At 62.3% G+C, this 22,981-nt stretch carries 29 protein-coding genes and 3 tRNA genes; 19 read left to right on the forward strand and 13 right to left on the reverse strand.

The window, feature by feature from the left end; translation table 11 throughout:
- Nucleotides 1–9: 9 nt before the first annotated feature.
- The 3 genes from AAC014_RS13290 to AAC014_RS13300 all read right to left on the reverse strand — a co-directional run bounded on the left by AAC014_RS13290 (nucleotide 10) and on the right by AAC014_RS13300 (nucleotide 2,528).
- Nucleotides 10–1,002, reverse strand: a complete 993-nt coding sequence (locus AAC014_RS13290) for a glycosyltransferase family 2 protein (protein ID WP_339709206.1) — start codon at nucleotides 1,000–1,002, stop codon at nucleotides 10–12.
- Nucleotides 1,003–1,114: 112 nt separating this feature from the next.
- On the reverse strand, nucleotides 1,115–2,173 hold the full coding sequence (locus tag AAC014_RS13295) for a phosphatase PAP2 family protein (protein ID WP_339709208.1): 1,059 nt from the start codon (nucleotides 2,171–2,173) through the stop codon (nucleotides 1,115–1,117).
- Between the two features lie 283 nt (nucleotides 2,174–2,456).
- Nucleotides 2,457–2,528 (reverse strand) — tRNA-Lys (locus tag AAC014_RS13300).
- Between the two features lie 143 nt (nucleotides 2,529–2,671).
- Here AAC014_RS13300 and AAC014_RS13305 point away from each other — a divergent pair.
- The 15 genes from AAC014_RS13305 to AAC014_RS13375 all read left to right on the forward strand — a co-directional run bounded on the left by AAC014_RS13305 (nucleotide 2,672) and on the right by AAC014_RS13375 (nucleotide 12,807).
- The gene (locus tag AAC014_RS13305) at nucleotides 2,672–3,928 is read left to right on the forward strand and encodes a site-specific integrase (protein WP_339709210.1); all 1,257 of its coding nucleotides are present in this window, start codon (nucleotides 2,672–2,674) and stop codon (nucleotides 3,926–3,928) included.
- Complete coding sequence (locus tag AAC014_RS13310) at nucleotides 3,925–4,488, forward strand: hypothetical protein (protein ID WP_339709212.1); 564 nt, start codon at nucleotides 3,925–3,927, stop codon at nucleotides 4,486–4,488. The genes AAC014_RS13305 and AAC014_RS13310 overlap by 4 nt, the downstream gene beginning before the upstream one ends.
- A gap of 84 nt (nucleotides 4,489–4,572) precedes the next feature.
- On the forward strand, nucleotides 4,573–4,779 hold the full coding sequence (locus tag AAC014_RS13315; RefSeq protein WP_339709214.1) for a helix-turn-helix domain-containing protein: 207 nt from the start codon (nucleotides 4,573–4,575) through the stop codon (nucleotides 4,777–4,779).
- Between the two features lie 165 nt (nucleotides 4,780–4,944).
- Nucleotides 4,945–5,127, forward strand: coding sequence for a hypothetical protein (locus AAC014_RS13320; RefSeq protein WP_339709216.1), 183 nt, complete (start codon nucleotides 4,945–4,947; stop codon nucleotides 5,125–5,127).
- Nucleotides 5,124–6,578 (forward strand): AAA family ATPase, encoded by a 1,455-nt coding sequence (locus tag AAC014_RS13325; RefSeq protein WP_339709218.1) that lies wholly within the window; start codon nucleotides 5,124–5,126, stop codon nucleotides 6,576–6,578. Before AAC014_RS13320 ends, AAC014_RS13325 begins: the two co-directional genes overlap by 4 nt.
- Before the next feature lie 323 nt (nucleotides 6,579–6,901).
- Complete coding sequence (locus tag AAC014_RS13330; RefSeq protein WP_339709220.1) at nucleotides 6,902–7,459, forward strand: hypothetical protein; 558 nt, start codon at nucleotides 6,902–6,904, stop codon at nucleotides 7,457–7,459.
- The gene (locus AAC014_RS13335) at nucleotides 7,456–8,016 is read left to right on the forward strand and encodes a hypothetical protein (RefSeq protein ID WP_339709222.1); all 561 of its coding nucleotides are present in this window, start codon (nucleotides 7,456–7,458) and stop codon (nucleotides 8,014–8,016) included. The genes AAC014_RS13330 and AAC014_RS13335 overlap by 4 nt, the downstream gene beginning before the upstream one ends.
- Nucleotides 8,016–8,504: a hypothetical protein gene (locus tag AAC014_RS13340; protein ID WP_339709224.1), complete on the forward strand. Its 489-nt coding sequence runs from the start codon at nucleotides 8,016–8,018 to the stop codon at nucleotides 8,502–8,504. The genes AAC014_RS13335 and AAC014_RS13340 overlap by 1 nt, the downstream gene beginning before the upstream one ends.
- Nucleotides 8,504–9,109 (forward strand): hypothetical protein, encoded by a 606-nt coding sequence (locus tag AAC014_RS13345; RefSeq protein WP_339709227.1) that lies wholly within the window; start codon nucleotides 8,504–8,506, stop codon nucleotides 9,107–9,109. Before AAC014_RS13340 ends, AAC014_RS13345 begins: the two co-directional genes overlap by 1 nt.
- A gap of 14 nt (nucleotides 9,110–9,123) precedes the next feature.
- Nucleotides 9,124–9,366: a hypothetical protein gene (locus AAC014_RS13350; RefSeq protein ID WP_339709229.1), complete on the forward strand. Its 243-nt coding sequence runs from the start codon at nucleotides 9,124–9,126 to the stop codon at nucleotides 9,364–9,366.
- A 5-nt stretch (nucleotides 9,367–9,371) separates the two neighbouring features.
- On the forward strand, nucleotides 9,372–9,815 hold the full coding sequence (locus AAC014_RS13355) for a hypothetical protein (protein ID WP_339709231.1): 444 nt from the start codon (nucleotides 9,372–9,374) through the stop codon (nucleotides 9,813–9,815).
- Between the two features lie 3 nt (nucleotides 9,816–9,818).
- Complete coding sequence (locus tag AAC014_RS13360) at nucleotides 9,819–10,751, forward strand: hypothetical protein (RefSeq protein WP_339709233.1); 933 nt, start codon at nucleotides 9,819–9,821, stop codon at nucleotides 10,749–10,751.
- Nucleotides 10,752–10,760: 9 nt separating this feature from the next.
- Nucleotides 10,761–11,036 carry a hypothetical protein gene (locus AAC014_RS13365; RefSeq protein ID WP_339709235.1) on the forward strand — a complete coding sequence of 92 codons (276 nt, stop codon included), beginning with the start codon at nucleotides 10,761–10,763 and terminating at the stop codon, nucleotides 11,034–11,036.
- Between the two features lie 65 nt (nucleotides 11,037–11,101).
- Nucleotides 11,102–12,133: a hypothetical protein gene (locus AAC014_RS13370; RefSeq protein WP_339709294.1), complete on the forward strand. Its 1,032-nt coding sequence runs from the start codon at nucleotides 11,102–11,104 to the stop codon at nucleotides 12,131–12,133.
- Nucleotides 12,134–12,141: 8 nt separating this feature from the next.
- Nucleotides 12,142–12,807, forward strand: a complete 666-nt coding sequence (locus AAC014_RS13375; RefSeq protein ID WP_339709237.1) for a hypothetical protein — start codon at nucleotides 12,142–12,144, stop codon at nucleotides 12,805–12,807.
- Here AAC014_RS13375 and AAC014_RS13380 read toward each other — a convergent pair.
- Nucleotides 12,804–13,601, reverse strand: coding sequence for a PEP-CTERM sorting domain-containing protein (locus tag AAC014_RS13380; RefSeq protein WP_339709239.1), 798 nt, complete (start codon nucleotides 13,599–13,601; stop codon nucleotides 12,804–12,806). The genes AAC014_RS13375 and AAC014_RS13380 overlap by 4 nt on opposite strands.
- Before the next feature lie 346 nt (nucleotides 13,602–13,947).
- Here AAC014_RS13380 and AAC014_RS13385 point away from each other — a divergent pair, with 346 nt between their 5' ends.
- Nucleotides 13,948–14,496, forward strand: a complete 549-nt coding sequence (locus AAC014_RS13385) for a hypothetical protein (protein ID WP_339709241.1) — start codon at nucleotides 13,948–13,950, stop codon at nucleotides 14,494–14,496.
- Between the two features lie 118 nt (nucleotides 14,497–14,614).
- Here AAC014_RS13385 and AAC014_RS13390 read toward each other — a convergent pair.
- Together AAC014_RS13390 and folK are read right to left on the reverse strand one after the other, a co-directional pair.
- Nucleotides 14,615–14,690: transfer RNA gene (locus tag AAC014_RS13390), tRNA-Lys, on the reverse strand.
- Between the two features lie 51 nt (nucleotides 14,691–14,741).
- Nucleotides 14,742–15,254, reverse strand: a complete 513-nt coding sequence (gene folK / locus AAC014_RS13395) for a 2-amino-4-hydroxy-6-hydroxymethyldihydropteridine diphosphokinase (protein WP_339709243.1) — start codon at nucleotides 15,252–15,254, stop codon at nucleotides 14,742–14,744.
- Nucleotides 15,255–15,277: 23 nt separating this feature from the next.
- Between folK and AAC014_RS13400 the strand changes: the two genes are divergently transcribed.
- Complete coding sequence (locus AAC014_RS13400; protein WP_339709245.1) at nucleotides 15,278–15,931, forward strand: uracil-DNA glycosylase; 654 nt, start codon at nucleotides 15,278–15,280, stop codon at nucleotides 15,929–15,931.
- Nucleotides 15,932–15,934: 3 nt separating this feature from the next.
- Complete coding sequence (locus tag AAC014_RS13405) at nucleotides 15,935–16,513, forward strand: YqaJ viral recombinase family protein (protein ID WP_339709247.1); 579 nt, start codon at nucleotides 15,935–15,937, stop codon at nucleotides 16,511–16,513.
- Between the two features lie 5 nt (nucleotides 16,514–16,518).
- Here the strand turns inward: AAC014_RS13405 and aguB are convergent, their stop codons facing one another.
- From aguB to AAC014_RS13425, 4 genes are read right to left on the reverse strand one after another with little or no spacing between them, the layout of a single operon-like run.
- Complete coding sequence (gene aguB, locus AAC014_RS13410) at nucleotides 16,519–17,367, reverse strand: N-carbamoylputrescine amidase (RefSeq protein ID WP_339709249.1); 849 nt, start codon at nucleotides 17,365–17,367, stop codon at nucleotides 16,519–16,521.
- Nucleotides 17,364–18,338: an agmatine deiminase family protein gene (locus tag AAC014_RS13415; protein WP_339709251.1), complete on the reverse strand. Its 975-nt coding sequence runs from the start codon at nucleotides 18,336–18,338 to the stop codon at nucleotides 17,364–17,366. The genes aguB and AAC014_RS13415 overlap by 4 nt, the downstream gene beginning before the upstream one ends.
- Complete coding sequence (locus AAC014_RS13420) at nucleotides 18,335–19,078, reverse strand: RlmE family RNA methyltransferase (protein WP_339709253.1); 744 nt, start codon at nucleotides 19,076–19,078, stop codon at nucleotides 18,335–18,337. The genes AAC014_RS13415 and AAC014_RS13420 overlap by 4 nt, the downstream gene beginning before the upstream one ends.
- Before the next feature lies 1 nt (nucleotide 19,079).
- Nucleotides 19,080–20,132 (reverse strand): Ppx/GppA phosphatase family protein, encoded by a 1,053-nt coding sequence (locus AAC014_RS13425; RefSeq protein WP_339709255.1) that lies wholly within the window; start codon nucleotides 20,130–20,132, stop codon nucleotides 19,080–19,082.
- Between the two features lie 191 nt (nucleotides 20,133–20,323).
- Here AAC014_RS13425 and AAC014_RS13430 point away from each other — a divergent pair.
- A tRNA-Gln gene (locus AAC014_RS13430) sits at nucleotides 20,324–20,397 on the forward strand.
- Between the two features lie 147 nt (nucleotides 20,398–20,544).
- Here AAC014_RS13430 and AAC014_RS13435 read toward each other — a convergent pair.
- The 3 genes from AAC014_RS13435 to AAC014_RS13445 form a co-directional block, all read right to left on the reverse strand.
- Entirely contained in the window at nucleotides 20,545–20,958 is a 414-nt protein-coding gene (locus AAC014_RS13435) for a DUF3597 domain-containing protein (RefSeq protein WP_339709257.1), read from the reverse strand.
- 798 nt (nucleotides 20,959–21,756) lie between these two features.
- Nucleotides 21,757–22,365 (reverse strand): hypothetical protein, encoded by a 609-nt coding sequence (locus AAC014_RS13440; RefSeq protein WP_339709259.1) that lies wholly within the window; start codon nucleotides 22,363–22,365, stop codon nucleotides 21,757–21,759.
- A gap of 93 nt (nucleotides 22,366–22,458) precedes the next feature.
- Nucleotides 22,459–22,981, reverse strand: a 523-nt coding sequence (locus AAC014_RS13445) for a PEP-CTERM sorting domain-containing protein (protein WP_339709261.1), incomplete at its 5' end; no start/stop codon positions are given.

A 22,981-nucleotide genomic window follows, 5' to 3' on the forward strand; every position in this document is an offset into this window, starting at 1 on the left:
TAGACGGCTCTATCCACGGGACACCTTGGACAGATCAGATGCCTCTATGCCGAACGTATGCTCGACGATGTAAAGCGGCCTGCCGCGAACTTCTGTGGATATGCGACCGATATACTCCCCAAGGATACCCAGCGAAATGAGATTCAAGGCGCCAAGGAGCAGCACTGTAACCATCAAAGACGCGTAGCCCGGCACATCGACATTGCCGAGCAGCTTCGCAACAAGAATGAACCCGGCGTAAGCTATCGCGAGCGTGGCGAGCACGGTGCCGACATAGGTCCAGACCCTAAGGGGCGCCGTCGATGAAGAAAATATGCCGTCCAGCGCGAAGTTCCAAAGTTTCCAATACCGCCATTTACTGGTTCCTTTTGAGCGCTGCTCACGCACAAAAGCAACTTCGTCGCGACTAAAGCCCACCCAGGAGAAAAGCGATTTGTTGAAGCGCGTCCTTTCTCCCAAGGTGAGGAGCACATCTACGACTTCGCGGTCCATCAGTCGGAAGTCTCCGACATTTGCCGGAATCGGATGATCCGCAAGCCGATTGAAGAGATCGTAGAAGCGTCCGGCAGTCAGCCGCTTCAGAAACGTATCCGACGAGCGATCTATGCGCACGCCTTCAACGACCTTTGCTCCTGCCGCCCATTTCGAGATCATCTCGGGAACGACTTCAGGTGGATCCTGCAGATCCACATCCATTGGGATAATGGCATCGCCCGTCGCGAATTTCAGACCGGCAGAAAGTGCGGCTTCCTTTCCGAAATTCCTGGAAAGGCTGACGAGCTTCACGCGCTTGTCGCGCCGCGCAAAGGCAGAAATGATTGCCGCAGTTTCGTCCCGGCTACCATCGTCAACGAAAACCACTTCCACCGTCAACGGCTCGGAAATATGTTCGCTCGCTGCCTCGACAACCGGAAGCACGCGTTCGAGGAACAAACCGATTGATTCCTGCTCATTCAGAACGGGGACGACCAAAGAAATCTTTTTGGTCCGAACGTTGCGCATACCGTGTGCCTTGCTTGAATAATTATCGGTATTCAAACACCAGAATAGTTAATTCGCGGCTAAGTCTGCTCTGCACTGACACCCACCGCATGGACGAATGGCAAGGCCGCCATCATGCCGTCCGCAAATACCGCTCCGCCCCCCACCACACCGCATACGTTCCCGCGAAGGCGACGAGTCCGTCCACCGCGTAGTGCCAACCGAGGTGGATCGAGCCCACAAAAGTCGTCAGCGCAAAAAGCGAGGCGATGAGGCCTGCTGTGCGGCCGATCCGGAACGCGAGCAGCACGTAGAGAAATGCGATCGCGTTGTGCAGCGAGGGCATAGCGGAAATGCCCATGGAGAAGGCGATCGTGTCCGTTTCGTGCGCGGTCCAGAGCATATTCTGCCAGTGCAGCGCGCCAAGGCCCATGCCGCCGTCCGCCTTCAGCGCCGCGTCGATCGCGGTGAGCCTCTCCATCAGCCCGGCAAACTCAGGCGCGGAGGGCGAGGCCATGGCCGCGAGAAAGCACGGCCCCGCGGAGCTGCCGATGTAGGCGCCAAACACCCCGAGCACGATCCAGATGGCCGTGAAATTCAGGAAGAAGCGCGCCCGCTCGGCGCCCGGCGCGATGAGCGCGAAATAGCCGATCGCCACGGAAAGCCCGAACACCCAGAGCGTATACAGGCGATCGATCACCAGCGTGGCATCGGCCGATCCGAACAGCGCATGGGTCAGTTCCCACGGTTGCCGGCCAAGGAACAGGAGCTTGTCGGCCGCGGTAAACAGATCGTCGAGATAGAACGGCATGATGTGCGGGATCTGCATTTTCAGCATACCCATCGCCGCGAACAGCACCGGCATCAGTGCGAGCGGCAGAAGTCGGGAGATGAGCCCGCTCGTATCCTGAAGCTGCGCGCGCAGGGCAATCACCATGCGGGAGAGCGGCTGTGCCTCTCCGGAGAGCAGTGCTCCGATCAAATGATAGAGAAGCCCCAGCGATACCACGAGCGGAATGGCACGCAGCGCCTTGCCCACGTAGTCCGCGACAAGCGCCGCTGTTGAGACGCCATTCCACTGCGCCGCCACCTCCGAAACGCCGTAGATTCCAGCGACCATCAGAAAGAGCGGCGCAAGCCACACCCATTCTTCGCGTGCGATGGAAAACGGCCTTCCGAGAACAGCGTACATGGGCGCCCGATCGATAGCTGCAGCTGTGTCAGCAATAGATAGAAGGCGTTAACGATACGTAGAAGCCGTCCTCAGAGCGCGTCCGCCTCGGACATTACGAAGCCGTTCCAATAACATGTTGATAGTAGGGTTCGTGTGTGCAAGCAGCTGAACCGCGCGAGTTTTTTTATTCTCGCGTTGTTTACATCCCAGTTTGACTGGCCCGGCCGTCCCAGCGGTCGGGCCATTTTTCGTCTTGCCGTGGTGTGGGGATTCCGGGCACCGAAATCGGAAGACACTGCGATGGTGAGCCCTGCTGGATTCGAACCAGCGACCTACTGATTAAAAGTCTATTTCAATGCCTATTCCGAGGCCCGCAGAAATCAGCCATTCACATCTTCCGGCGCTTGGTTTTTCCCGGTTTTCCTTGATAATACGTTGACATTCGTGTCCGCAAGAATCATTCTCGATGCACATTGATGCGCACTCGTTGCGCGGACACAATGCGGACACACGGACATGGCGACACGCATCACGGACGATCTGGTGAAAGGCCTCCCCCTTCCCGCCTCTGGCAACCGCGTCACTTATGACGACAAGGTGCGTGGTTTCGGCATCAGGGTCACCGCGGCGGGCGCAAAGGCTTTCGTGCTGAACTACCGCGTTTCCGGGCGTGAACGCCGCATGGCGATCGGCCGCTATCCCGACTGGTCCGTGGAATCGGCCCGGAAGCGCGCGAAGGAGCTGCGGCAGGACGTCGACCGCGGCATAGACCCGCTGGGCGCCAAACAGGCCGACCGCGCCGCGCCGACGGTCGCCGACCTGTGCGAACGCTATATCGAGGAACATTTGCCCGACAAGCGCGCCAGCAGCGCACGGGACGACCGCGCCATGATCGATAACATCATCCGCCCGAAGCTCGGGGCGGAGAAGGTCGCGGAGATCGATCAGGCACGGGTGCGGAAGCTGCATCGCAGCCTCGCAGCTACGCCTTACCGTGCGAACCGGGTGCTGGCGCTGCTCAGCAAAATGTTCTCGCTGTCGATCGGCTGGAAGATGCGCGGCGACAACCCCGCCAAGGGCGTCAAGAGGTTCGCGGAAGAAAAGCGGGAGCGATACCTGACGCCGGAAGACATCGGCCGTCTCGTGGCCGTTCTGGACGCCTATGCGGATCAGGGCGCGGCCAACATCGTGCGCCTGCTGCTGTTGACCGGCGCCCGTAGCGGTGAAGTCCGCTTTGCACGCTGGACGCAGTTCGATCTTGATGAGGGCAAATGGGTCAAGCCCGCCGCATACACGAAGCAGAACAAGGTGCATCGCGTGCCGCTATCGGACGCGGCCCGCACGCTGCTCAAGAGCATGTACGATACTGCGGCCCGTGACGATGACGGCAAGCTGAAAAGCGAATACCTGTTCCCCGGCCCTGTCTCGGGCGAGCCGCGAACGGAAATCAAGGACGAGTGGCGGGAGATCGCTATCGCGGCCGGCCTCTATGACGTCGTGGCGGGCAAGAACGCCAAGGGTGAACCGGTCGAGACAAAGGTCGTCAACTGCCGCCTGCACGATCTGCGTCACACCTATGCGTCGCTTCTCGTGTCGTCCGGCCTTTCGCTTCCGATCATCGGCGCTCTGCTCGGGCACACGCAGCCGGGAACAACGGCTCGGTACGCACACCTGATGGACGATCCGCTACGGCAGGCCACCAATCGCGTGTCGGATATCGTGAGCGGACGGAAGGCGGCGGACGTCGTGCCGCTGCCGGAGCGGGCGGCGTGACTGATCATTGGAAGGCGATTGGCCGGTATCTCGAACGGCTCGAATGCGAAATCAACAACGCAAAGATCAACGCCGCCGATAAAGATGAAGCCCGCCAAATACTTAGACCTCTGCGCTTGGAATACATCCAAACCGATGGCTACTTTAGCGGCCTTGAGACTGCCGCAGATGCATTGATTTCGTCAGGCCGCGTAGTTGAAGCCGTGGCGATGCAAATGACTACCGCTCAACAAAAAAGGGAGCGTTGGGCGCAGATAATGGGCCAATCAATTGCCATTACGGAGATTTGCCAGCGAGGCAGACAGCGGCGGCCAAAGGGATCCAAGGTATCGGAAGACCGGGACATCATGGCTGCATTTACGGCCTACAGTCGATTTAAAGCGGGGAGCGCTGCCTCGCTTACTGCCGCGATCCGCTCGACTATTGCAGATGAAAAGGCTGCAGGGCGCCCGTTAGCCGGCAACAGTGATGAATCCACCCAAAAGCGCATTAGTCGCGCCGTCGGCGAGTTCCGCAGTGTCTTCGATTCGATGTGGAACGAGGCCCACGCCGGACATTAATTCCGGGGCAATTTACCTCCCAAGCAGGCAAGGTGCGAGCGCTGTACCCATTGGCGGACATTTAACGCCAATGGAGGCACCTCGATGCAAATTGAATCTCCCCCGGTTCTCTCGGAATACCTCACTGACCGAGAACTGGCGGCCCAGCTCGACAAGAGCCACCGCACTATCGCCCGCTGGCGCCGCCTGCGCGAAGGCCCACCGGTCACGCGCGTCGGACGCCGTGTTCTGTACCGCCGCACCGCTGTCGCCGAATGGCTCAAGTCGCTTGAGCGTGGCGCGGGGGAATAGCGATGCAGCACAAACAGAAACGCCGCCCGGGCAGGGGCGGCGCTGATCCCACAATTGGAGGCTGTAGGGTTGATCTTGCATACCATGATACCGCGCCGCTGTCCATAATCGCCGAGATCGATCGGCGCATGTCGGTCGCATGGCTCGCGGGTCTGGCGGTGCGTCGTGACTAAGCCGCCGTTCTATCGCTGCAAATACTGCGCGAACTTCGCCGAGCACTACAAAATTCCCGGTAAGGGTGAGTGCCGGGCACATCCTCCCGTTCGGCTGGCTGACGGTATTTTTGGCTGGCCCGACGTCAATGACGGCGCGTGGTGCGGCGCGTTCGACAAGGGGGCTGCGGAATGACGGACCTCCCCGATATGCCCGAACTCGACGCGGACGACTCCGAATGGGATCGCTATGCGAGACCCGGCGAAGCCCGCGCGAAGGCGCGGAACGAAGCGCTGGCCGATGGCTTCCTGCCTTACATCAACGGGGCGGACTGGATCGGCAAGCCTCCACCCCCGCGCGAATGGCTATGGGAGACGCGCATCCCGCTCAGACAAACAACCTACCTCACGGGGCCGGGGAGCGCCGGCAAAAGCCTGTTCGCGCAACAGCTCGCAACATGCGTCGGCGCGTCCTCGCTGTTCCTTGGCGAACGCATCCGGCCGATGCGGACGATCTACATCACCTGCGAGGACAGCGAGGAAGAACTGATCCGTCGCCAGCACGCGATTTGCGAGGCGACGGGCGTCCCCTTCGACTGGCTTATGGGTCACGGCGAACATGCGCTGGTGAGCCTCGCGGGCGTCGTGGGCAACGCGCTGATGGAAAGGAACGCCAAGGGCAATTGGGCCACCACGGAAAGATTCGACATGCTGGTGGACAACTGCCTCGATGATTGTGGCGCCTCCCCGCTGTTTCTCATCCTCGACAACGCCAGCCACTTTTTCAGCGGCGACGAGAACAACCGGCAAGACGTTACGGCGTTTCTAAACGCGCTCAACAAGCTGTGCATGGATCACGGCACGACGATCATGCTTGTCGGCCACCCGAACAAGAGCGGGGACGACTACAGCGGTTCGACGGCATGGCAGAACGCCGTGCGTCATCATATCGTGCTGAAGCGCCCTGACGACGAGACGGACGCCCAGGACGAGGATCTGCGCATCCTGAGCAACGCCAAGTCGAACTATGCCCGGCACGGCGAGGAAATGCGTATGCTGTGGCACCGCTGGGCCTTCGTGGCACCCGATAGCCTCCCGAAGAATATGATCCTTGAACGCGCCGCATCTGCCCGTGTGGCACGCGAGAACGAGCTATTCATGCAATGCCTCGCCGCCTGCACGAAAGCGCGCCGGGCCGTATCTCACAGCCCCTCATCGAACTATGCCCCGAAGGTGTTCGCATCGATGCCGGAAGCGAAGCGCCTGAAGCAACCAGCGTTCGAACAGGCGATGGAACGGCTCATCCATCTGGGCAAGATCGAACTCGACGTAGCACTATGGCAGGGCTCCAACCGACACTGGAAAACAGGCATCCGGGCGGTGGAAAATCTGCGCCAAACACCCGCGCCAGACACCTGCGCCACACCTGAGCTAAGTGATTGTAATTCCTTGCGCCAAACCGCGCCAAACACACACCCTATATCTAAAGATATAGAGGGCGCGCCTCCCTCGGGGTCGGTCGCGCCTCTCAGTGATGAACCTCCAGCGTCTGACGAGCAGGCCCCTATCCCCCAGAAGGGGGGCCTGCTCTCGCACGACGGTCCCGCGTTCGATGACGATTACGACGATGAGGAGTGTGCGTTTTGAGCGCCGCGTCTCGCCAGACAGAAATATTTGCACTCCGTCGTCGCTGTCAGCCGAGCGCAGGACAGGCGCATTCACGGCTCGCACAACGCCACGTACGGACACTCTGCGGACACACAATCGATTTCACTGACATTCTTGTTGATTTACAGCATCTTGCTAAAACAAGCCCGCTGATTGAAAATCCGTTTATGGGAAATTCAACCTCATCTCCGCTGGGTGACATTACCAAGCCTGAGCCCAAGCGCCGTGGCCGGAAACCGGGCTGCGGCAAGGTGCCGGGGTCGGGCCGCAAACCGGGCGTTACGAACAAGATCCCCAAGGATATGAAGTCCATCATTCTGGCGCGCGGGAAGCCGCTGGAACTGCTTTGCGACATCAGCCGGGGCGTGAAAATCCGCACCGGGCCGCAGGCGGGGCCGGGTGAGCCGCAATACACCTACCCTACCCTGCAGGAACGCGCCGCTGCCGCCAAAATCCTGCTCGACAAGCTCATGCCCGCCGCGAATGGCGTAGCAGGCAAGGACGGCGAAGACGGAGCCCCGCTGACGCCCAGCTTCGACAAGATGAACCCCATCGAGCAGCGCGATGTGGCCCGGCGCCTCGCCTACGTGCTGACCTGTGCGACGGAGGGCGCGCAAGGCTCGGAGCCGGAAGCCCTGCCCGACCCCGAGCCCCAGACGGAGACATGGTACAACGCCACCACCCCGCCAGACCCCAAGCCCGCGCAGGTCATCCCTCCCAAGCCGCAAAGCTACCACTACGAGCCGACCGCCGAAGAACTCGCCCGCCGCGAGTTCGACGCGCATATCAACCGCGCCAGCAACCGCGCGATGGACGGCGGCATCTCCCGTCCCAACGTCATCACACAGAGGCCCCGATGAACCTTTCCGAACGCCGCATCATGGCGACCCTTGCCCTCGCCGACCTTGAAGCCGCGCAGGGTGCCGCCTTGCTCGACGGCAAGCCCTTCGATGCCGCCGAGGTTGCCGCCAAGCGCGCCGAGATCGACGCCATAGACGCCGCGGAGGCCGAGACGGCGCGCCGGGAGCGGATTGCGCAGGCCGAGGCGCTGGCGGCCCATCAGGACGCCACACGGGGCGAAATCCGGGAGACCCTGCCGCAGTACGCCGACGCGGTTAAGCGCGCGGAGAAGTCCGCCCGGGCACTCGTCAAGGCGCTGGCCGATATCGAGGCGGCGGCGGACGCGCTTCGAAGCCAGGCACTGGTATTCAACACGCGCCCGCACGCCCTCGACGTAAGCGACATTCGCGACACCTATTCGCGGCTGTTGGCGTCGGAACTGAACGCCATCGAGTTCAGCCGCTACGGGATTCTCGACTGGATTAGCGCGCCGCGTGAGGCCCGCCCGTGGGGACCGTCATTCGAAAAATACGTCAAACCGGCCTTTGCGGCCATTCTTGAAAAGGAACCGAACTGATGGGTGCAGTTGCTGAAATGAAGGCGGACGAAGCCCCCGCCCCCGCAACCGGCGTAAAGCGCCCGCGTATCGCGCCGCACGCGCCGATCGAAGCGCAGCACTACCGCCGCACGTTCTGGATGAAAGCACCCCCGGAAGCGACCCGCGAGGACGTGAGCTATATGGAGTTCTGGACCGGCGTTCAGAAATACCTCCAGCGGCATGACATCGTGCATGTGCTTGCGGATGACGAAAGCTGGGAGCTTGAAATCTGCATTGAGGCCGTGCGCACCGCCGGCTGCGAGATCAGCGTCCGCAAGAGCTACAGCCGCAAGCCGATTTCCAGTGCCTCGACCCCGCTTGGCGACAATCACCGCAGCGAGTGGCGCGCTGGCATGGGTTGGTGCGTCGTGCGCACCTCCGACGGCTATCCGGTCATCAAGGGCCTGCAGTCGGAAGCCGCTGCCGTTCTGGAATGGCAGAAAACCCAGCCGCGAAAGGTCGCATGATGAGCAACCTTCCGACCATCCTGTCCGAGATCAGCGCGATTGAGGGCGAGATGACCACCCGCGACTACTGGCGGGATGAGGGCAAGCAAGCGCGTTACCGCGAGCTTGTGACGCAGCGGGAGGCTGCCGCCGGACCTGCTGCCGGGGGCGAGGAAGCGGGGCCGCGCATCAATATCCATTCGATGACGGACTATCTCGCGGAGCATGGCACGCCCGACGGATATGGCACGTACACGAAGCTGACGCGCGAGGCGGCGGACGTGGCGGTCGCGATGCCCGCGGCGGACTATGCGGCGTTCGAATCCAGCTTCGAGGCCCTGCCCGACGAGATCACGAACGCGGCGCTGGCCGAGCTGCTGACCACGAAGCCGCTGGCTGAACACGTCCCCGAGGCGTCGGCGCGGAGTTTCGCCCGGACGCCGGAGGGCGCGATCCTCGCCCGCGAGTGGGGGCAGGACTTCCGGCATAACATGGGCGTCGTCCGTGCCCGTCTCTACCGCATCATGGACGGGTTTGATGAATCGTATGACGCCCGCTTTCTCGGCTGGCTGGAGAGCCTTTCCACGCCCGCTGCAATCGCGATCTATCGGAAACTGGCGGCATGATCTGGGGGTTTATCATGAGATTTTTTGACTGGCTTTTTGGGCGCGCAAGCCCGCCTGCGGTAGCGCAAGGCGTCGCACTCCCCCTTTCGATCAACGGCGGGATCACGCGCGAGCGCTGCCAAGGTCGCATCGAGCGGCTGACGGCGAAACTCGCACGCCAGAAAGCGCGCGGCGCGGACGCCGCTGCGATCGAAGAAACGCAGCGGTCGCTCCGCCACTACAAGGCGCGGCTGACGCTCCTTGAGACGCAGGGGTAGGCGACATGGCGACTTCACGCTTCCATAGCGCATGGTTTGAACGCGCTTTCGACGGCACGGCGGCGCTCGATCTTGACGCGACAGGCGCCGCAACGGTGAAACTGGCGATCCTGACATCATCGGCCACGCTCAATGCCGACACGTCGAACACCTATTCCGGGGTGAGCGCCAATGAGGTCTCGGGCACGAACTACACGTCCGCCGGCTATACGCTCTCGGGTCTTACCGCAGGGCTCGACGGTTCGAACAACTGGGCCTTCGACGCGAACGACCTGTCTGAAATTGCGCAAAGCGGCTCGGGGTTCAGCAACGGGCGAAGCCTGATCGTCTATGAGACGGGCGGCGGATATATCCTCTACAGCCACACCGCCGACGCCGATTTCGGGAACGTCGCGGGGCCGCTCAATATCGGCTTCGATGCTGCCGGCATCCTCGGGGTGACGATCTAAGCCATGACGATGCCCGCCATCTATGGCGTGACGACGGTTGTTGTCGGCACGGGTGCAGTGAGTCCAGATTTTACCGGCATCACGGCGGCCGGGCGACAGCTGTGGGCAGTGCATCGCTCGGCGAATGAGCCGATTACAGCGCCCTCGGGCTGGACGGATATAAGCGACAGCGGCTGGGGCACGGGCACGGGGGGCGGGACCGATGCGACGCGCCTGCAGCTATTCCAGATGGATGCGCTTGCAGATGGCACCGAGACGACGCTGGCACTCGATGATAGCGGCAGCTCCAACCTCGCGTTCGGGTTCGCGACCGACCCCGTTGACATCGATGTAATCGCCACGCCGTCGGTCGGGTCATACACGACCTCCCCATCATTCCCTTCCGCGACGACAACGGGCGCGGATCGCCTCGTCTTCCTGTTTCTCTGTAACGACAGCGACGCGGACTCCTCGACGGGGGGTAGTGCGCCGACGAACGCAGCGCTTGCCAATTTCGCGGAGCAGGCCGACCGCCGGACCAATCAGGGCAACGGCGGCGGCGTCTGGTTTGTGACCGCCGAGAAGGCGACCGCGGGGGCGACCGGGACGACTTCGGGGACTTACGCCTCGTCGGCTTCCGGCTCCGTAATGGTCACGGTCACGATGGCCGTGGCGACGCCATCGGCGGGCGGCGATACGATTACGGCGGGCAAGGCGAGTGCATCGGCCGCGGCGCGGAACTTAGCCATTCAGGCGGGCACGTCTTTCGCGCTCGGGAAGGCCGTGGCGGCTGCGCAGGCTGGCGCGGCAAGTGTCATTCAAACGCTGTCGCTTGTGCTTGGCAAGGCCGCAGCGGTTGCACAAGCGCGTTCCCCGTCGATTTCCGACGGGACGCCGCCGACGGTGAGATCCAGCCTCGGCGGAATTTTGTTTGGATTGCGACTTTCAAGAATGTGAGGTGATATCATGGCGGTTACAGTTCTAGAACTTCAGTCACTGCGCGATTGGGCGCAGGCCATTCCCGTCCCGGAGCGTGCAAAGCAGTCGCTTACGATCGGCGGTGCCGCATCGGCTGCCTTTGGGCGGGGAACCGTGGTTGTCGAGATTGACAGCGACACGCATTGCCGCGTCGAGTTCGGGGTGGCTCCTGCTGGAACCGGCAACACGTTTTACATTCCGGCGCTGACGCCTCGGCAGTTTCATGTGGTGGCCGGGCATAAAGTCATCGCGGTGGCGGCATGAGAACGGGCGATTCCTTCGACGCTGATCTGGACGGGGCGCTCGATGCAGTCATGCGTGGCGACCTCATGCCAGCCCCTACTCCGGCTCAACGTGCGCGGGAGTCGATGCACTTCGCCGTTTCCAGCAAGCCGGACTATGAGGCAGACCTGCAGCGTGCAGCGCGCGCGACCGGCGTCCCGATACCGTCGGCACGGTCTTACCCTGATGTCGTGAAGGCGCGGGCGCGTTCGGAGGCCTACGACTTCGACTTGATGGCGGAGGAATCGCCCGCGGTCACCTCCTTGCTGGGTGACGTGGACAAGGCCAGGATCGCGCACGATGACGTCGAGAATCTGAGCGCGATCGAGCGGGGCCTGAACAAGCTGAAGGGCGCTCTCAAGGCTGGGTACTACGACGCCGCGAACACGGGCGCCGAAATGCGCCGGGTCATCGACGACGTTTCAGACGTCGCGTTCTCGCCTGTCACGGCGCTGATAGACGCCTATGCCGAAGCGGCGTCCCCGGCCCTTGCCCAAAAGCTCTATCGGTACGACCGGGAGAGCAAGAAAGCTGCGGCGGGGGAGCGGGAGGGCTTCCAGCGACAGGCTGCCGCCGCCATGCCGCAATCCGACAGCTTCATTGAGGGGGCGGTCTGGTCGGGCGTGCGGAGTCTCCCGGCCACTGTCAGCGCGATCGGCGCGAGTGTTGCCACGGGAAGTCCGGCAACCGGCCTTGCGATCATGAGCACGTCGACGGGCAGCTCATCCTATGGTGAGGCGCGCGACGCTGGCCTGCCCATGTCCCGCGCGCTGGCCTACGGCATCTCGCAAGGCACGATCGAAGGCGCGACCGAAAAGCTGCCGATGGAGTTCATCACCAAGTCTCTCGGCAAGGTGAAGATGACAAAGTTCCTTGGCGAGTTCGTCGCGAAGGAAATGGCGGGTGAACAGGTCGCGACGGTCTTACAGGACATGAACACTTGGCACGCGATCAACCCCGACAAGACGATGGGGGAGTATCTAAGGGAGCGTCCGGCGCGTTCTGCTGAAACGGCGATTGCGACACTGGTGAATGCTGGTGCCATGGGGGCCATACACATGGCCAGCCGGGGGCGCTAGCGATGTCGATGGCGAATCTCATCGTCCAGCCTGATGCTGCCTACCTGATGACGGATTCGGGCCTGTTCACGCCGAGTGGAATGCTTTTGGCGCTGGGACCGAAGGTTCTTGCCGTTCGCTCGCAGGCGCTCGCCATTGCCACGACGGGCAGCCTCCACGTCTGCGTACTCGCGCCGCTACTGCATTCGATCCCCGATTGGGAGACGTGTGATCAGGAGGTATTCGTGCGTGCCCTGCCGGGGGTCGTGCGGGCCTTCTACGCTGGCGAGGGCCTCAACCCCGACCAACTGCCGAGCGAGGTGTTTATCGCCCTGTATTCGCGGCGGATGGGGCGCCCTATGGGCCTGTCGTTCATCACAGGCTATCCGACGCCGTTGCCGGGCGTGGAGCCGTGGAAGCTGTCCCCGTGCCTTCAGGCACTCAATCCGGGCGTCGATCTGTGCGAGGTTTATGGCAGCGGGGTAAGGCTGCGTGATCCCTCTTTCGTGCCATGGCGCGATGCCATGCCGCTTGTGGAGGCGCAGAGGGCCATTCGCGCGGGCTGGGGTTTCATACCGGACGGTGTGAGCGCCGTGGCCGGTGATATCACCCTGACGATAGTTTCGGCGGCCGGGATCGAGTGCACGTCCCTGCATACCTATGCCGACGTCGAGGGGGAGCGGGTGGCGGCTTAACGACGCTTTCGGCGTCTCGCGGCGATTCCCAGCAGGCCAATGCCGAACAACGCGATGGTGGCGGGCTCTGGGGCTTTGAGAACCCGATATCGCCAAAGAGTATCGAAGCTGACCGTCACATCGCCCACCTCAATCCAATAGGCTGTCGAATCCCATGGATCGCCTAGTTCAAATCTGTACTCGGAACCGTAAAGGTAGGCGTAGACACCCGCGACGGTGCCGGGTCCAGGCACGCCGAACAGCTTATCAAGCTCTGGGTCAAAGTAGTAAAAGCAGCAGTCAAACGTCGCTAGGCCGTCGATGATTTGATAGCCAAGTTCCAGTTCCCCGGTTCTCAGATTGAAAAGAGGGCCTTCGCCATAGCCGCTTTCCCAACCATCGCGGACGACGGCTGTGCCACCGCCAGCGCGTTTGAGGCGTGTGTAGTATGCTGCCGGTCCCGAACCGCAGCCCCAGTCCATCCCCGACGCTCCGTCTCCACCCTCGCCGCCAAGCGTCGTGCCGCCAAACTGCAGATGCTCAAAGTCTTCGGAACAGGTGAACTTGGTTTTGGGTCGAATGCGCCATCGCATTTCAAAAGTGTCGCCGACATTCCATGCAAAATTGTCAAATTCACTGATGGAGAAGTCGCGAACGTATCCGTCCGGACCAAATAGTTTGCCCTCGCCACTTACGCCTGTGACGACCGATTTCATTGAAATTTCGACGTTCCATCGAGAGTAAGTGGTGGTTGGAACGGCAAACGAAGGCGAAGCAAAACACACGGCAAGAGCCGCGCATGTCAGAACACGCATAGTAATCTCCCCTGTTATTGGGGAGGCTATGGTTAAGGGGTCATTCCGGCAACGATTCGTTTTTAAGCTTGAAGCGCTCGCCTATGCGCCCAGCCCCTTCTCCACCAGCCGCCTGATCGCTTCCGAGCGGGTCGCGTCTCCCCGCTGAACGTCCAGCTTCGCCAGCAATTCCGCTGGCAGCCGAACGCTGATTGAAGGGTCGCGGCCTGTGGCGGGACGCCCTCTAGATTTTTGGTGTGCCGATATTGACGCCTTCATATTTTAGGCATACCAATAAAGACGAGCCGAGACAAGGATTAGGCCCCTCGCCCCGGCTCTAACCGAAACCGCATGAAAGGATGCGATAATGGCTAATTCCAGCATAGGGGCGACGTGCGCCCAGACCAAGCGCCATGAGGAATGGCAGACGCTCTTGCTTGAGTATCGCGAGGCGAAGCGCATCGCAGCGGCTGCATCGAGTGCGCACAGCCAAGTATACGATGCATGGAAATCATCTTGCGGCAGGTATCCCGACCTCGACCTCGACGGGCGCACGATGGCGGGCGAATATGTGATGGCCGTGTATGGCTCGGTTACTCGCTGCGTTTCAGAAGCTCGCGGATGGCCGATACGAGAGTGCATTGATAAAGAGTGGCGCGATGCGATGGCGCGCTGCCGCCGCGTCGACATGGAGGACAAGAGGCGATATCGGCAAATGGGCTTGCGGCAGCTCCTTCGTGAAGCCGACGCAGCATCATCAAAGTGCACCGAAGCTTGGCTCGCATTGTGCGAATATCCGGTGAGAGACATCACGGAACTGGTACGCAAAATCGACCTGATCGAGAGCGAAGAGGACGACGCGATCGATTACGTTGATGAGATTGTCGCTGACATTCGGCGCATCAGCAACACCTGATCCCACCACCATGGCCCATCAAACGCCCGGCCTCACCGCCGGGCGTTTTCATTTCTGGACATAGTGCGGACACGCTTTCGGCTTCGCAACCGTTTCCGTCGGTAAGTTATTGAAAAGATGGTGAGCCCTGCTGGATTCGAACCAGCGACCTACTGATTAAAAGTCAGTTGCTCTACCGACTGAGCTAAGGGCCCTTGCGCCGCGTGGCGTGTGCGGGGCTGATCTATGGAGCGCGGGGGCTTCGGTCAACCGTTTCTGAGACGCGCGTGCATCTGGCGCACGCTAAGGCCGAGTACGGGGTGCCTCCAGTCCGGCGCGACAGCCAGCATCGGTGTCAGCACAAAGTCCCTCATGTGCATGGATCGGTGCGGTGCGGCGATGCCGCGCGATTGCCGCCAGAGCAGCCGTCCCGGCCACACGCCGCTGCCCCAGGCGATGAGGTCGAGGTCGAGCACACGCGCCCCCCAGCGCCGCCCCCGGCGGCGTCCGAAGCTACGCTCCACCGCTTTTAGCGCCGCGACGATCTCGGGCGGCGTGAGGTGCGTCGACGACGCCATGACGGCGTTGGCATAGTCGCGGCCGCCCGGCCCCACCGCCCGCGTACCGAGGATCGGCGACACCGCACCGACTGGAAACCCGGCCGCGCCGAGCGCCTTCACGGCAGCACGCACAACACCGGCCGGTCGCCCGTGCCGTCCGTGCGGGCGGTTCGAGCCGATGGCGATCACGATTGGTGTTGCAGCGGTTGCTAAGCCCATGTGCGCCGCTTAATCGGAAAGCCATGTTCATGGAAAGCCCGCTTCCCCAAACCGAGCCGCCGCGCGATTGTCCGCGCTGCCCGCGCCTCGCCGATTTCCGCCATGCGTGCCGTACCGAATACCCGGATTGGTGGAATGCGCCCGTCCCCGCTTTCGGCGACCCCGATGCATGGCTCGCGGTCATCGGCCTCGCCCCAGGCAAGCACGGCGCGAACCGCACCGGGCGGCCGTTCACGGGCGATTACGCGGGCGATCTGCTCTATGCGACGCTGGACAAGTTCGGCCTTTCAACCGGCACCTATGCCGCCGATCCGCAGGATGGCCTCCGCCTCAAGGGCGCGATCATCCTCAACGCGGTCAAGTGCCTGCCCCCGGAAAACAAACCGACGCCGGAGGAGATGAACACCTGCCGGCCCTTCCTTGAAACGCAGATCGCCGCCCTGCCCCGCGTGCGCGCGTTCATCGCGCTCGGGCTCATCGCGCACCAGTCGACCTTGCGCAGTTTCGGGCTCAAACCCTCGCATCACAAGTTCGGGCATGGCGCGCGCCATGCGCTTCCCGGCGGCCGCATCCTCTTCAACAGCTATCACTGCTCGCGCTACAACACGAACACGGGGCGGCTGACGGCACCGATGTTCGAGGACGTCTTCCATATGGCGCTGAGCGAGGCCGCATAACCCGTGCCGTTCTCGGTCGTCGATCTCGATCAGGGGAACGCGCGCTGGCTGAAATGGCGGAGCGGCGGCCTCGGCGCATCGGATGCCCCCGCCGTGATGGGTGAGAACCCATGGAAAAGCCGCAAGCGCCTGCTCAAGGAGAAGGTGGATGCGATGGCGGGCGTCGTTTCGCACTGGCGCGGCAATGCGGCGATGTCGCGGGGCAATGCGTTGGAGCCGGAAGCCCGGCGGCTCTATGCGGGCCACACCGGGCATAACGTCGCGCCCGCCTGCCTTCAGAGCAATCGCTATGAATGGCTGCGCGCCAGCGTGGACGGCATCTGCTTCACCGCCGGCGCGGTCGTGGAGATCAAGTGCGGCGACAAGGCTTATGCGTACAGCGCCGAAAAAAGCGCCGTGCCGCGTTACTACTACGGCCAGCTCCAGCACATCCTCGCCGTCACCGGCTACGCGCGGATCGACTTCTGGTGCTGGGTGCCGGGCCGCACGCCGCAGCACATCGTCGCCGAACGCGACGCGGCTTACATTGATCGGATGCTCGATACCGAGGCCGCGTTCTGGGACGAAGTGCTGGCGGGGTAAGCCCCTCAGATGTCCTGCGTCAGCCGCCCGTAAAGCTCCGGCCGCCGGTCCCGGAAGAATCCGAACGTCGCGCGGTGCTTCTTCACGCGGTCCAGATCGATCTCCGCCGTCAGCACGCCCGTTTCCTGGGCGCCAAATTCGGCAAGGAAGTCCCCGCGTTCGTCGGTGATGAAGCTGTGCCCGTAGAAGCTCATCGCGTCCTCGCTGCTGATGCGGTTCGCGGCGACCACCGGCACGACGTTCGAAACCGCGTGGCCGATCATCGCCCGCCGCCACAGCCGCGAGGTATCGAGTTCTTCCGACGCCGGTTCGTCGCCGATCGCGGTGGGGAAGAACAGCACGTCCGCACCCATCAGCATCATCGCGCGCGCGGTTTCCGGATACCACTGGTCCCAGCAGACGCCGACGCCAACCGTGCCGTACTTCGTCGGCCACACCTTGAAGCCGGTGTTGCCGGGACGGAAATAGAACTTCTCCGTATAGCCGGGGCCGTCCGGGATGTGGCTCTTGCGGTAGATGCCCATCACCTTGCCGCTGTCGTCGATCATCGCGAGCGTGTTGTAAAAGTGCGGCCCGTCCGCTTCGAAGAAGCTCGTCGGGATATAGACCTTCAGCTCGGCGGCGAGCTTCTGCATCGCCAGCACGGATTTGTGCTCCGTCACCGGCTTCGCGGTCGCGAAGAAGCGCTCGTGCTGCACCTGGCAGAAATACGGCCCTTCGAAGAGCTCGGGCGGCAGGATGATCTTCGCACCCTTCCCCGCCGCTTCGCGCACCAGGTCGCTGACGCGGGCGATATTGGTGTCGATATCGCCCCCCAGCGGAAGCTGAAGCGCGGCGACGTTCATGGTGCTCATAGCGCGGGAACCTGCTGCGTGATGCAATGGAACGAGCCGCCCCCGGTCAGGATATGGTTGGCGGGAAGCCCCACCGCCTTGCGGCCGGGAAACAGCGCCTGCACGGCAGCGACGGCGGCTTCGTCGTTCGGCTGGCCGTAGATCGGCACGATCACCGTCTTGTTGGTGATCAGGAAGTTCATGTAGCTCGCGGGCACCGCCTCGCCGTCGACCTCCAGCAGACCCGGCGACGGTATCGTCTTCACCTCAAGCCCCGCGGCCTCCAGCGTCCGCCACGCCTCGGCATAAACCTCGGCGTTCGGATCGTCCGCGCCCGCCGCTTCCGGCACCACGACGACGCCCTCCGCAACGAACCGTGCCAGGTTGTCGACATGCCCGTCCGTGTGGTCGTTCATGAGCCCGTCGCCAAGCCAGATAACCGTATCGAGCCCCAGATCGGCGGCCAGCCGCGCCTCGACCTCTGCCTGCGACAGATCCGGATTGCGGTTCGGGTTGAGCAGGCACTGCCGCGTCGTCACCACGCGCCCTGTGCCGTCCGGTTCGATTGCGCCGCCTTCCAACACCCAGTCGTTGCGTACGAGCGGCACGCCCTGCGTTTCCGCGACGAACTCGGCAACCGTATCGTCACCTTCCAGGTCGAATTTGCCGCCCCAGCCGTTGAAGCGGAAGCCCGCCGCGCTACCGTCTGAAAGGAACAGCGGCCCGGTGTCGCGCAGCCAGATGTCGCCGAACTTGCGCTGATGGATACGCACGGAGGGGTGGTCGGCCAGCGCGAACCGCGCGCTCGCCTCCGCCTCGAGCCCATCAACCAGGAGCTCGACCGGCTCTCCGCCATCCGCGATGATCGCGGCCACCATCGCGGCGACCTCGGCCTGCGCAGGCTCAAGGTCTTCCTGCCAAAGCGATGCGTCGGAAGGCCACGCCGTCCAGATCGCGGCGTGCGGCGCCCATTCGGCGGGCTGACGTTTCATGAATTCTCCTCTTGCACGAAGCCGGTTTCGTCCGCGCCTCTGCCACTCGAACCCTCCCCAGGCAACGCAGTTCCCTTGAAGCCTTGCGCCACCACATACCATTCGGACGAATCCTTGCGGCTTGCGGGTGGTTTCGTGTGCTTCACCGTGCGGAAATTGCGTTTCAGCTCTGCGACAAGCGCGTGGTCCGCGCCGCCCGCCAGCACCTTGGCGACGAACGTGCCGCCGGGGGCGAGGATCTCGCACGCGAAATGAAGCCCCGCCTCCACCAGCGCCATCGTGCGCAGATGGTCGGTCTGCTTGTGACCGATGGTGTTCGCCGCCATGTCTGAAAGCACGAGGTCCGCCGCGCCGCCAAGCGCGGTTTTCAGCGCGTCCGGCGTTTCATCGGCAAGGAAATCCATCTGCAGGAAGGTCACGCCCGCAATGGGTTCCATCTCGAGAAGGTCGATGCCCACCACCGCCGCCTTCGGATGCTTCTCGCGCAGCACCTGGCACCAGCCGCCGGGCGCCGCGCCAAGGTCCACCACCCGGCGCACCCCGCGCAGGAAATGATATTTCTCGTCGAGCTCCAGCAGCTTGAAGGCTGCGCGCGAGCGATACCCCTGCGATTTCGCCGCCTTCACATAGGGATCGTTGAGCTGCCGCTCGATCCAGCGTGTCGAGGCCGCCGAACGTCGGCGCGCCGTCTTCACCCGCACTTTGCCGCCCACGGAGCGGCCGCCGATACCATTTGTCATGTTAAAGCCTGTGACCGTCGCGCCGCATCAGCGTGCGCAGAATGCCCTCGCGGATACCGCGATCGGCAACGCACACTTCGCGCGCTGGAAACATCGCAAGGATGGCGTCAAGAATGGCGCATCCCGCGATGATAAGGTCGGCGCGCTCGTTACCGATGCAGGCAAGCGCGGCGCGTTCGGCGTGCGTCATGCGCGACAGTGAAACGCCCACCTCACGAAGCGCTGCGGCGGGCACGTTGCAGCCGTCCACCCTGCGCCGGTCGTAGTGCGCGAGGCCGAGTTGCAGGCTCGCAAGCGTGGTAATCGTGCCCGATGTGCCCAGAAGCTGCAGCGCTTCCGGGCCGCCCGGCGGATGCAGGTGCTCGCGCGCGGCCGAAAGATGCTCGGTCACGCGCGCCGTCATCCGCGCATAAGCGGCCGCGCGTTCTTCAATGGTTTCGAAATGCGTCAGCTCGGTTTCGGTAAGCGAAACGACGCCCCACGGCACGCTTGCCCAGCTCACGATCCGCTCGCGCCCGCCCTCCCCGATCTCGACAAGGATGATCTCGGTGCTGCCGCCGCCGATGTCGAAAACCAGTGCGTGTCCCCCGCTGCGGTCCAGCAGCGTCCGGCAACCGAGCACGGCGAGCCGCGCCTCCTCTTCGGGCGAAATCACGTCGAGCGCGATGCCGGTTTCGGCGAACACGCGGTCCACAAAATCGTCTCGGTTGCTCGCCCGGCGGCACGCTTCCGTTGCGACGTTGCGGCTCACCCACACGCCCCGGCGGCGGATTTTCTCGGCGCAGGCCTTCAGCGCGGCCACGGCGCGGTCCTGTGCGGCGTCCGAAAGCCGCCCGGTCTCCATCAGCCCCTCGCCCAACCGCACGATCCGCGAGAACGCATCCACCACATAAAACCCGCCGCGCGCGGGGCGGGCGATCAGGAGGCGGCAGTTGTTGGTTCCAAGGTCGAGCGCGGCATAGGCGCGCCGCTGCGTCTGTCCTGTCTCCCCCCGCAGCAATGGCGGGGAATCGGCAACGCCCGTATCGGGCGCGGTATTCACGTCGAAAGGCATGATGGTCGCCCTGTAATCAAGACGGTGAGAGCCCGAAGAGGCCACCACCGTTCACTTGAAAGCGAGGCTAACACCCTTTTGTAAAAATTCGCAACCTCCGCGCACGGCCCGCCCGCATCTGACCGTTTGACATTGCGCGGCCGCCCCCATATTACGCCCACCGCTATCGGGCGGCACCCGCCGCCCATTGGTGCCCTGTCGTCTAATGGTAAGACTACGGACTCTGACTCCGTCAATCGAGGTTCGAATCCTCGCGGGGCATCCATCTATTCCCGGCAAGCTGCGGGATTTACAGGAAATATAGGGATATAGTGGGATGCTTCCCACATTTGCCCCACACCGGTTCAGAACGCCCGCTGCTCCGGGGCGGGGTCATCCGGCTTGCACTGAGCCGTGAAGTTGCCGACTACAGCTAGTCTGTCAGGTTCGCTGGCACCTTGCCACCGTTCTTCGCCAGTTCGCGCATGACGGCCTTGTGCAGCCAGATATTCATTTCTGCGCTGCCGCTGAGTTCGCCGGTATAGCCGAGCTCTTGAGCAAGCTCTTTGCGTTCGGCGAGGCTTGAATCCATTCCGACCAGCTTCATCAGATCGACAATAGATGTCCGCCAGTTAAGCTTCTGACCGTTCTCATTGGCCAGCTCCGAGAGGATCGCTTCTACATCGACTTCGCTAAGCGGCGGCTGGGCAACGGGGGTTGTTGGCTGTGCAGGCTTGGGCGCTGTCGCCGTGGGCGCGGCTGGAGCGGCAGGCTTCGCAGGCGCAGCCGGCGTGGCCTTTGCCTTGCGACCAAAGATAGCGTCCTTGATGCGGCCGAATATACTCATGTCCCGGGTATCCCTTTCTTCCCCGCCCATGCGGCGGCGAAGCGATAACCTACGAGACCATGAGTCGGGTCCGGGCGGACCAGATGATCTTTACGTAGCGCGCACGCACGCGCGTAAGCGCGCACGCACGCGCGTAAGCGCGCACGCACGCGCGTAACTGCCGCAAAAGTCTTCCCGGGGGCTCCCTGCCAGCCCACCCCTCTCAGGCACGTAGTTTACGCGCGCGCCTGCGCGATATTGCTTGCAAGCCGTCAGGTGCCGCCGCCCGCTATACCCGGGCATCTGGGTAAACTTACGCGCGGGCGCGCAATATTGGCCGCAGCCATAGACAGCCTAAAAAATTCAACCGCCTTCGTGTTATCTAACGCGCGCACAGCGCGGAAACGTCCAGAAGCGGCACATCTTCGGAGCGATCGACACCCCAATTCTTTCCGGCCACCCTTGGCAATCATTCGCCCCCCCAATCAGGATACCGCGCCTTCAGCACCGTCCGCGCTTCCTTGCGGTAGTATGTCATCGTATCGCGCAGGAATTTGATCAGACCCCTTCTGGTAGCGGCATCCATTCCTGTCGCCAGAGTTTTTAGCCAACCCGACAGGACGACGCACGAAGCGCATCTCCGATATATGTGATAACCGAGCCCCTGTTCAAGCATAAAGAACAAACCGTGAATATTACTCTCGACATGGGGATATATTCTCCGCTATACAGCGGCTTATGGACGGCTGCTCGCCAGCGCGTCCAGAGGCCCCACGTTAGCCCAGCCAACCGTTGACGCGGGGCTATCCTTCCACTCTGCTACTCGCCTAGCATTTCAAGCACATCGGGCGTAAATGTGATGCCCATGGCGCTATAGCGCTCAACATGCTCCCGGAAGGCGCTGACCTGCGCTTTGCTGCAATGATCCCGGAACGAACCGGGCGGGTCATTTAAATTCCGCATCAGCGCTGCAAACTCGCGCCCGCTGCTAGAGACAAGAAAAGCTTGTATGGCCTCGTTATCAGGCAGTGTACCGCTTCGCGATGAAAACGCCTGGAAGAACGCGGCGCCCTCCTCAGATTTCACGAAGGTGTAGACGTCTTGCATGACATCATCAGGTAGGCTCGACTGGAACTTGTATGAGATGAAACTGCGCACGCCCGCTTCGCAAGCGGGCAATATTACGCCGAAGAACTCACCTGCAAACGCGTCCACCTCGCTTTCACGCCCCGGATTTAGCTTCTTCGTAGCTTCGATCGCCACGGCAAGCTCTTGTTCCACATCTGCAATGTCCTTTGATGCTGGCATCTTGAACACCGCCGCTGCAACGGCGTCAGCCGCAACCTGATACGAGACCAGTTCCGCCGCACGTACATGCGTGGAGACCAAGGCCATGGTCAGCGAGAGGTGGATCAGCCCGCGCTTCATTTGGTGTTCAATCCTTCAGCTCTACGGCAAGACCCGGTCCAGCGGGGATGCTGAACCGGGCCAACCAGACTCTTTCGAACGAGCCCCTGTTGCCTATACGCGCCTGCGGCGGCGAGTTGCGGCAAGACCGGCAACGCCGAGCCCGAACAGGGCCAACGCGGCAGGTTCAGGTATGTCGCTGGCAGGACCAATAACTTCAATCACCCAAGAATAATCCCAAGCGCTTGTCCCGTAGCAGTTTCCACAGCCAAAGCCGCTGTTATCGACGGTGTAAATGCCCGCTGACAAAGGCAGGCCATCATTAAAAAGGCTGAGGTCTTCGGAAGGAGAAGGTAACCACACGAACGTCTGTGAAATCCACGGAACGCCAAATATAGTCCCCGCATATATACCGGGGCTCATGCCGGTGGATTCGGCGCCGATTTGCGTGAAATTATAGCTGTAGGTGATTGAGACTACGGAATGTCCAATCGGCACTTCAAAGCCATAGGCGTCCATGTCGAGGGTGAAATCGAGGCCATTGAAATAAGTGTCGCCCCAAAATATGTTTGTCCCGACATTTAGGCCGCGTTGACAAAAGGGATTCCCAATCCGGTCGGTTTCTGATTCAGAGCTG

The sequence above is a fragment of the uncultured Sphingosinicella sp. genome, assembly GCF_963974575.1.
In the GTDB taxonomy this organism is placed as follows: Bacteria; Pseudomonadota; Alphaproteobacteria; order Sphingomonadales; family Sphingomonadaceae; genus Sphingosinicella.

Bases quoted from the DNA above. Each gene is read 5' to 3' on its own strand.
- AAC014_RS13330 (WP_339709220.1), top strand. From the start codon at position 6,902: ATGAAGTCCATCATTCTGGCGCGCGGGAAGCCGCTGGAACTGCTTTGC.
- AAC014_RS13355 (WP_339709231.1), top strand. From the start codon at position 9,372: ATGGCGACTTCACGCTTCCATAGCGCATGGTTTGAACGCGCTTTCGAC.
- AAC014_RS13415 (WP_339709251.1), bottom strand. From the start codon at position 18,338: ATGAAACGTCAGCCCGCCGAATGGGCGCCGCACGCCGCGATCTGGACG.
- AAC014_RS13360 (WP_339709233.1), top strand. From the start codon at position 9,819: ATGACGATGCCCGCCATCTATGGCGTGACGACGGTTGTTGTCGGCACG.
- AAC014_RS13370 (WP_339709294.1), top strand. From the start codon at position 11,102: ATGCCAGCCCCTACTCCGGCTCAACGTGCGCGGGAGTCGATGCACTTC.
- AAC014_RS13350 (WP_339709229.1), top strand. From the start codon at position 9,124: ATGAGATTTTTTGACTGGCTTTTTGGGCGCGCAAGCCCGCCTGCGGTA.
- AAC014_RS13420 (WP_339709253.1), bottom strand. From the start codon at position 19,078: ATGACAAATGGTATCGGCGGCCGCTCCGTGGGCGGCAAAGTGCGGGTG.
- AAC014_RS13295 (WP_339709208.1), bottom strand. From the start codon at position 2,173: ATGTACGCTGTTCTCGGAAGGCCGTTTTCCATCGCACGCGAAGAATGG.
- folK (WP_339709243.1), bottom strand. From the start codon at position 15,254: ATGGGCTTAGCAACCGCTGCAACACCAATCGTGATCGCCATCGGCTCG.
- aguB (WP_339709249.1), bottom strand. From the start codon at position 17,367: ATGAGCACCATGAACGTCGCCGCGCTTCAGCTTCCGCTGGGGGGCGAT.
- AAC014_RS13365 (WP_339709235.1), top strand. From the start codon at position 10,761: ATGGCGGTTACAGTTCTAGAACTTCAGTCACTGCGCGATTGGGCGCAG.
- AAC014_RS13380 (WP_339709239.1), bottom strand. From the start codon at position 13,601: ATGCGTGTTCTGACATGCGCGGCTCTTGCCGTGTGTTTTGCTTCGCCT.
- AAC014_RS13340 (WP_339709224.1), top strand. From the start codon at position 8,016: ATGGGTGCAGTTGCTGAAATGAAGGCGGACGAAGCCCCCGCCCCCGCA.
- AAC014_RS13325 (WP_339709218.1), top strand. From the start codon at position 5,124: ATGACGGACCTCCCCGATATGCCCGAACTCGACGCGGACGACTCCGAA.
- AAC014_RS13305 (WP_339709210.1), top strand. From the start codon at position 2,672: ATGGCGACACGCATCACGGACGATCTGGTGAAAGGCCTCCCCCTTCCC.
- AAC014_RS13315 (WP_339709214.1), top strand. From the start codon at position 4,573: ATGCAAATTGAATCTCCCCCGGTTCTCTCGGAATACCTCACTGACCGA.
- AAC014_RS13400 (WP_339709245.1), top strand. From the start codon at position 15,278: ATGTTCATGGAAAGCCCGCTTCCCCAAACCGAGCCGCCGCGCGATTGT.
- AAC014_RS13345 (WP_339709227.1), top strand. From the start codon at position 8,504: ATGAGCAACCTTCCGACCATCCTGTCCGAGATCAGCGCGATTGAGGGC.
- AAC014_RS13290 (WP_339709206.1), bottom strand. From the start codon at position 1,002: ATGCGCAACGTTCGGACCAAAAAGATTTCTTTGGTCGTCCCCGTTCTG.
- AAC014_RS13335 (WP_339709222.1), top strand. From the start codon at position 7,456: ATGAACCTTTCCGAACGCCGCATCATGGCGACCCTTGCCCTCGCCGAC.
- AAC014_RS13385 (WP_339709241.1), top strand. From the start codon at position 13,948: ATGGCTAATTCCAGCATAGGGGCGACGTGCGCCCAGACCAAGCGCCAT.
- AAC014_RS13425 (WP_339709255.1), bottom strand. From the start codon at position 20,132: ATGCCTTTCGACGTGAATACCGCGCCCGATACGGGCGTTGCCGATTCC.
- AAC014_RS13440 (WP_339709259.1), bottom strand. From the start codon at position 22,365: ATGAAGCGCGGGCTGATCCACCTCTCGCTGACCATGGCCTTGGTCTCC.
- AAC014_RS13375 (WP_339709237.1), top strand. From the start codon at position 12,142: ATGGCGAATCTCATCGTCCAGCCTGATGCTGCCTACCTGATGACGGAT.
- AAC014_RS13435 (WP_339709257.1), bottom strand. From the start codon at position 20,958: ATGAGTATATTCGGCCGCATCAAGGACGCTATCTTTGGTCGCAAGGCA.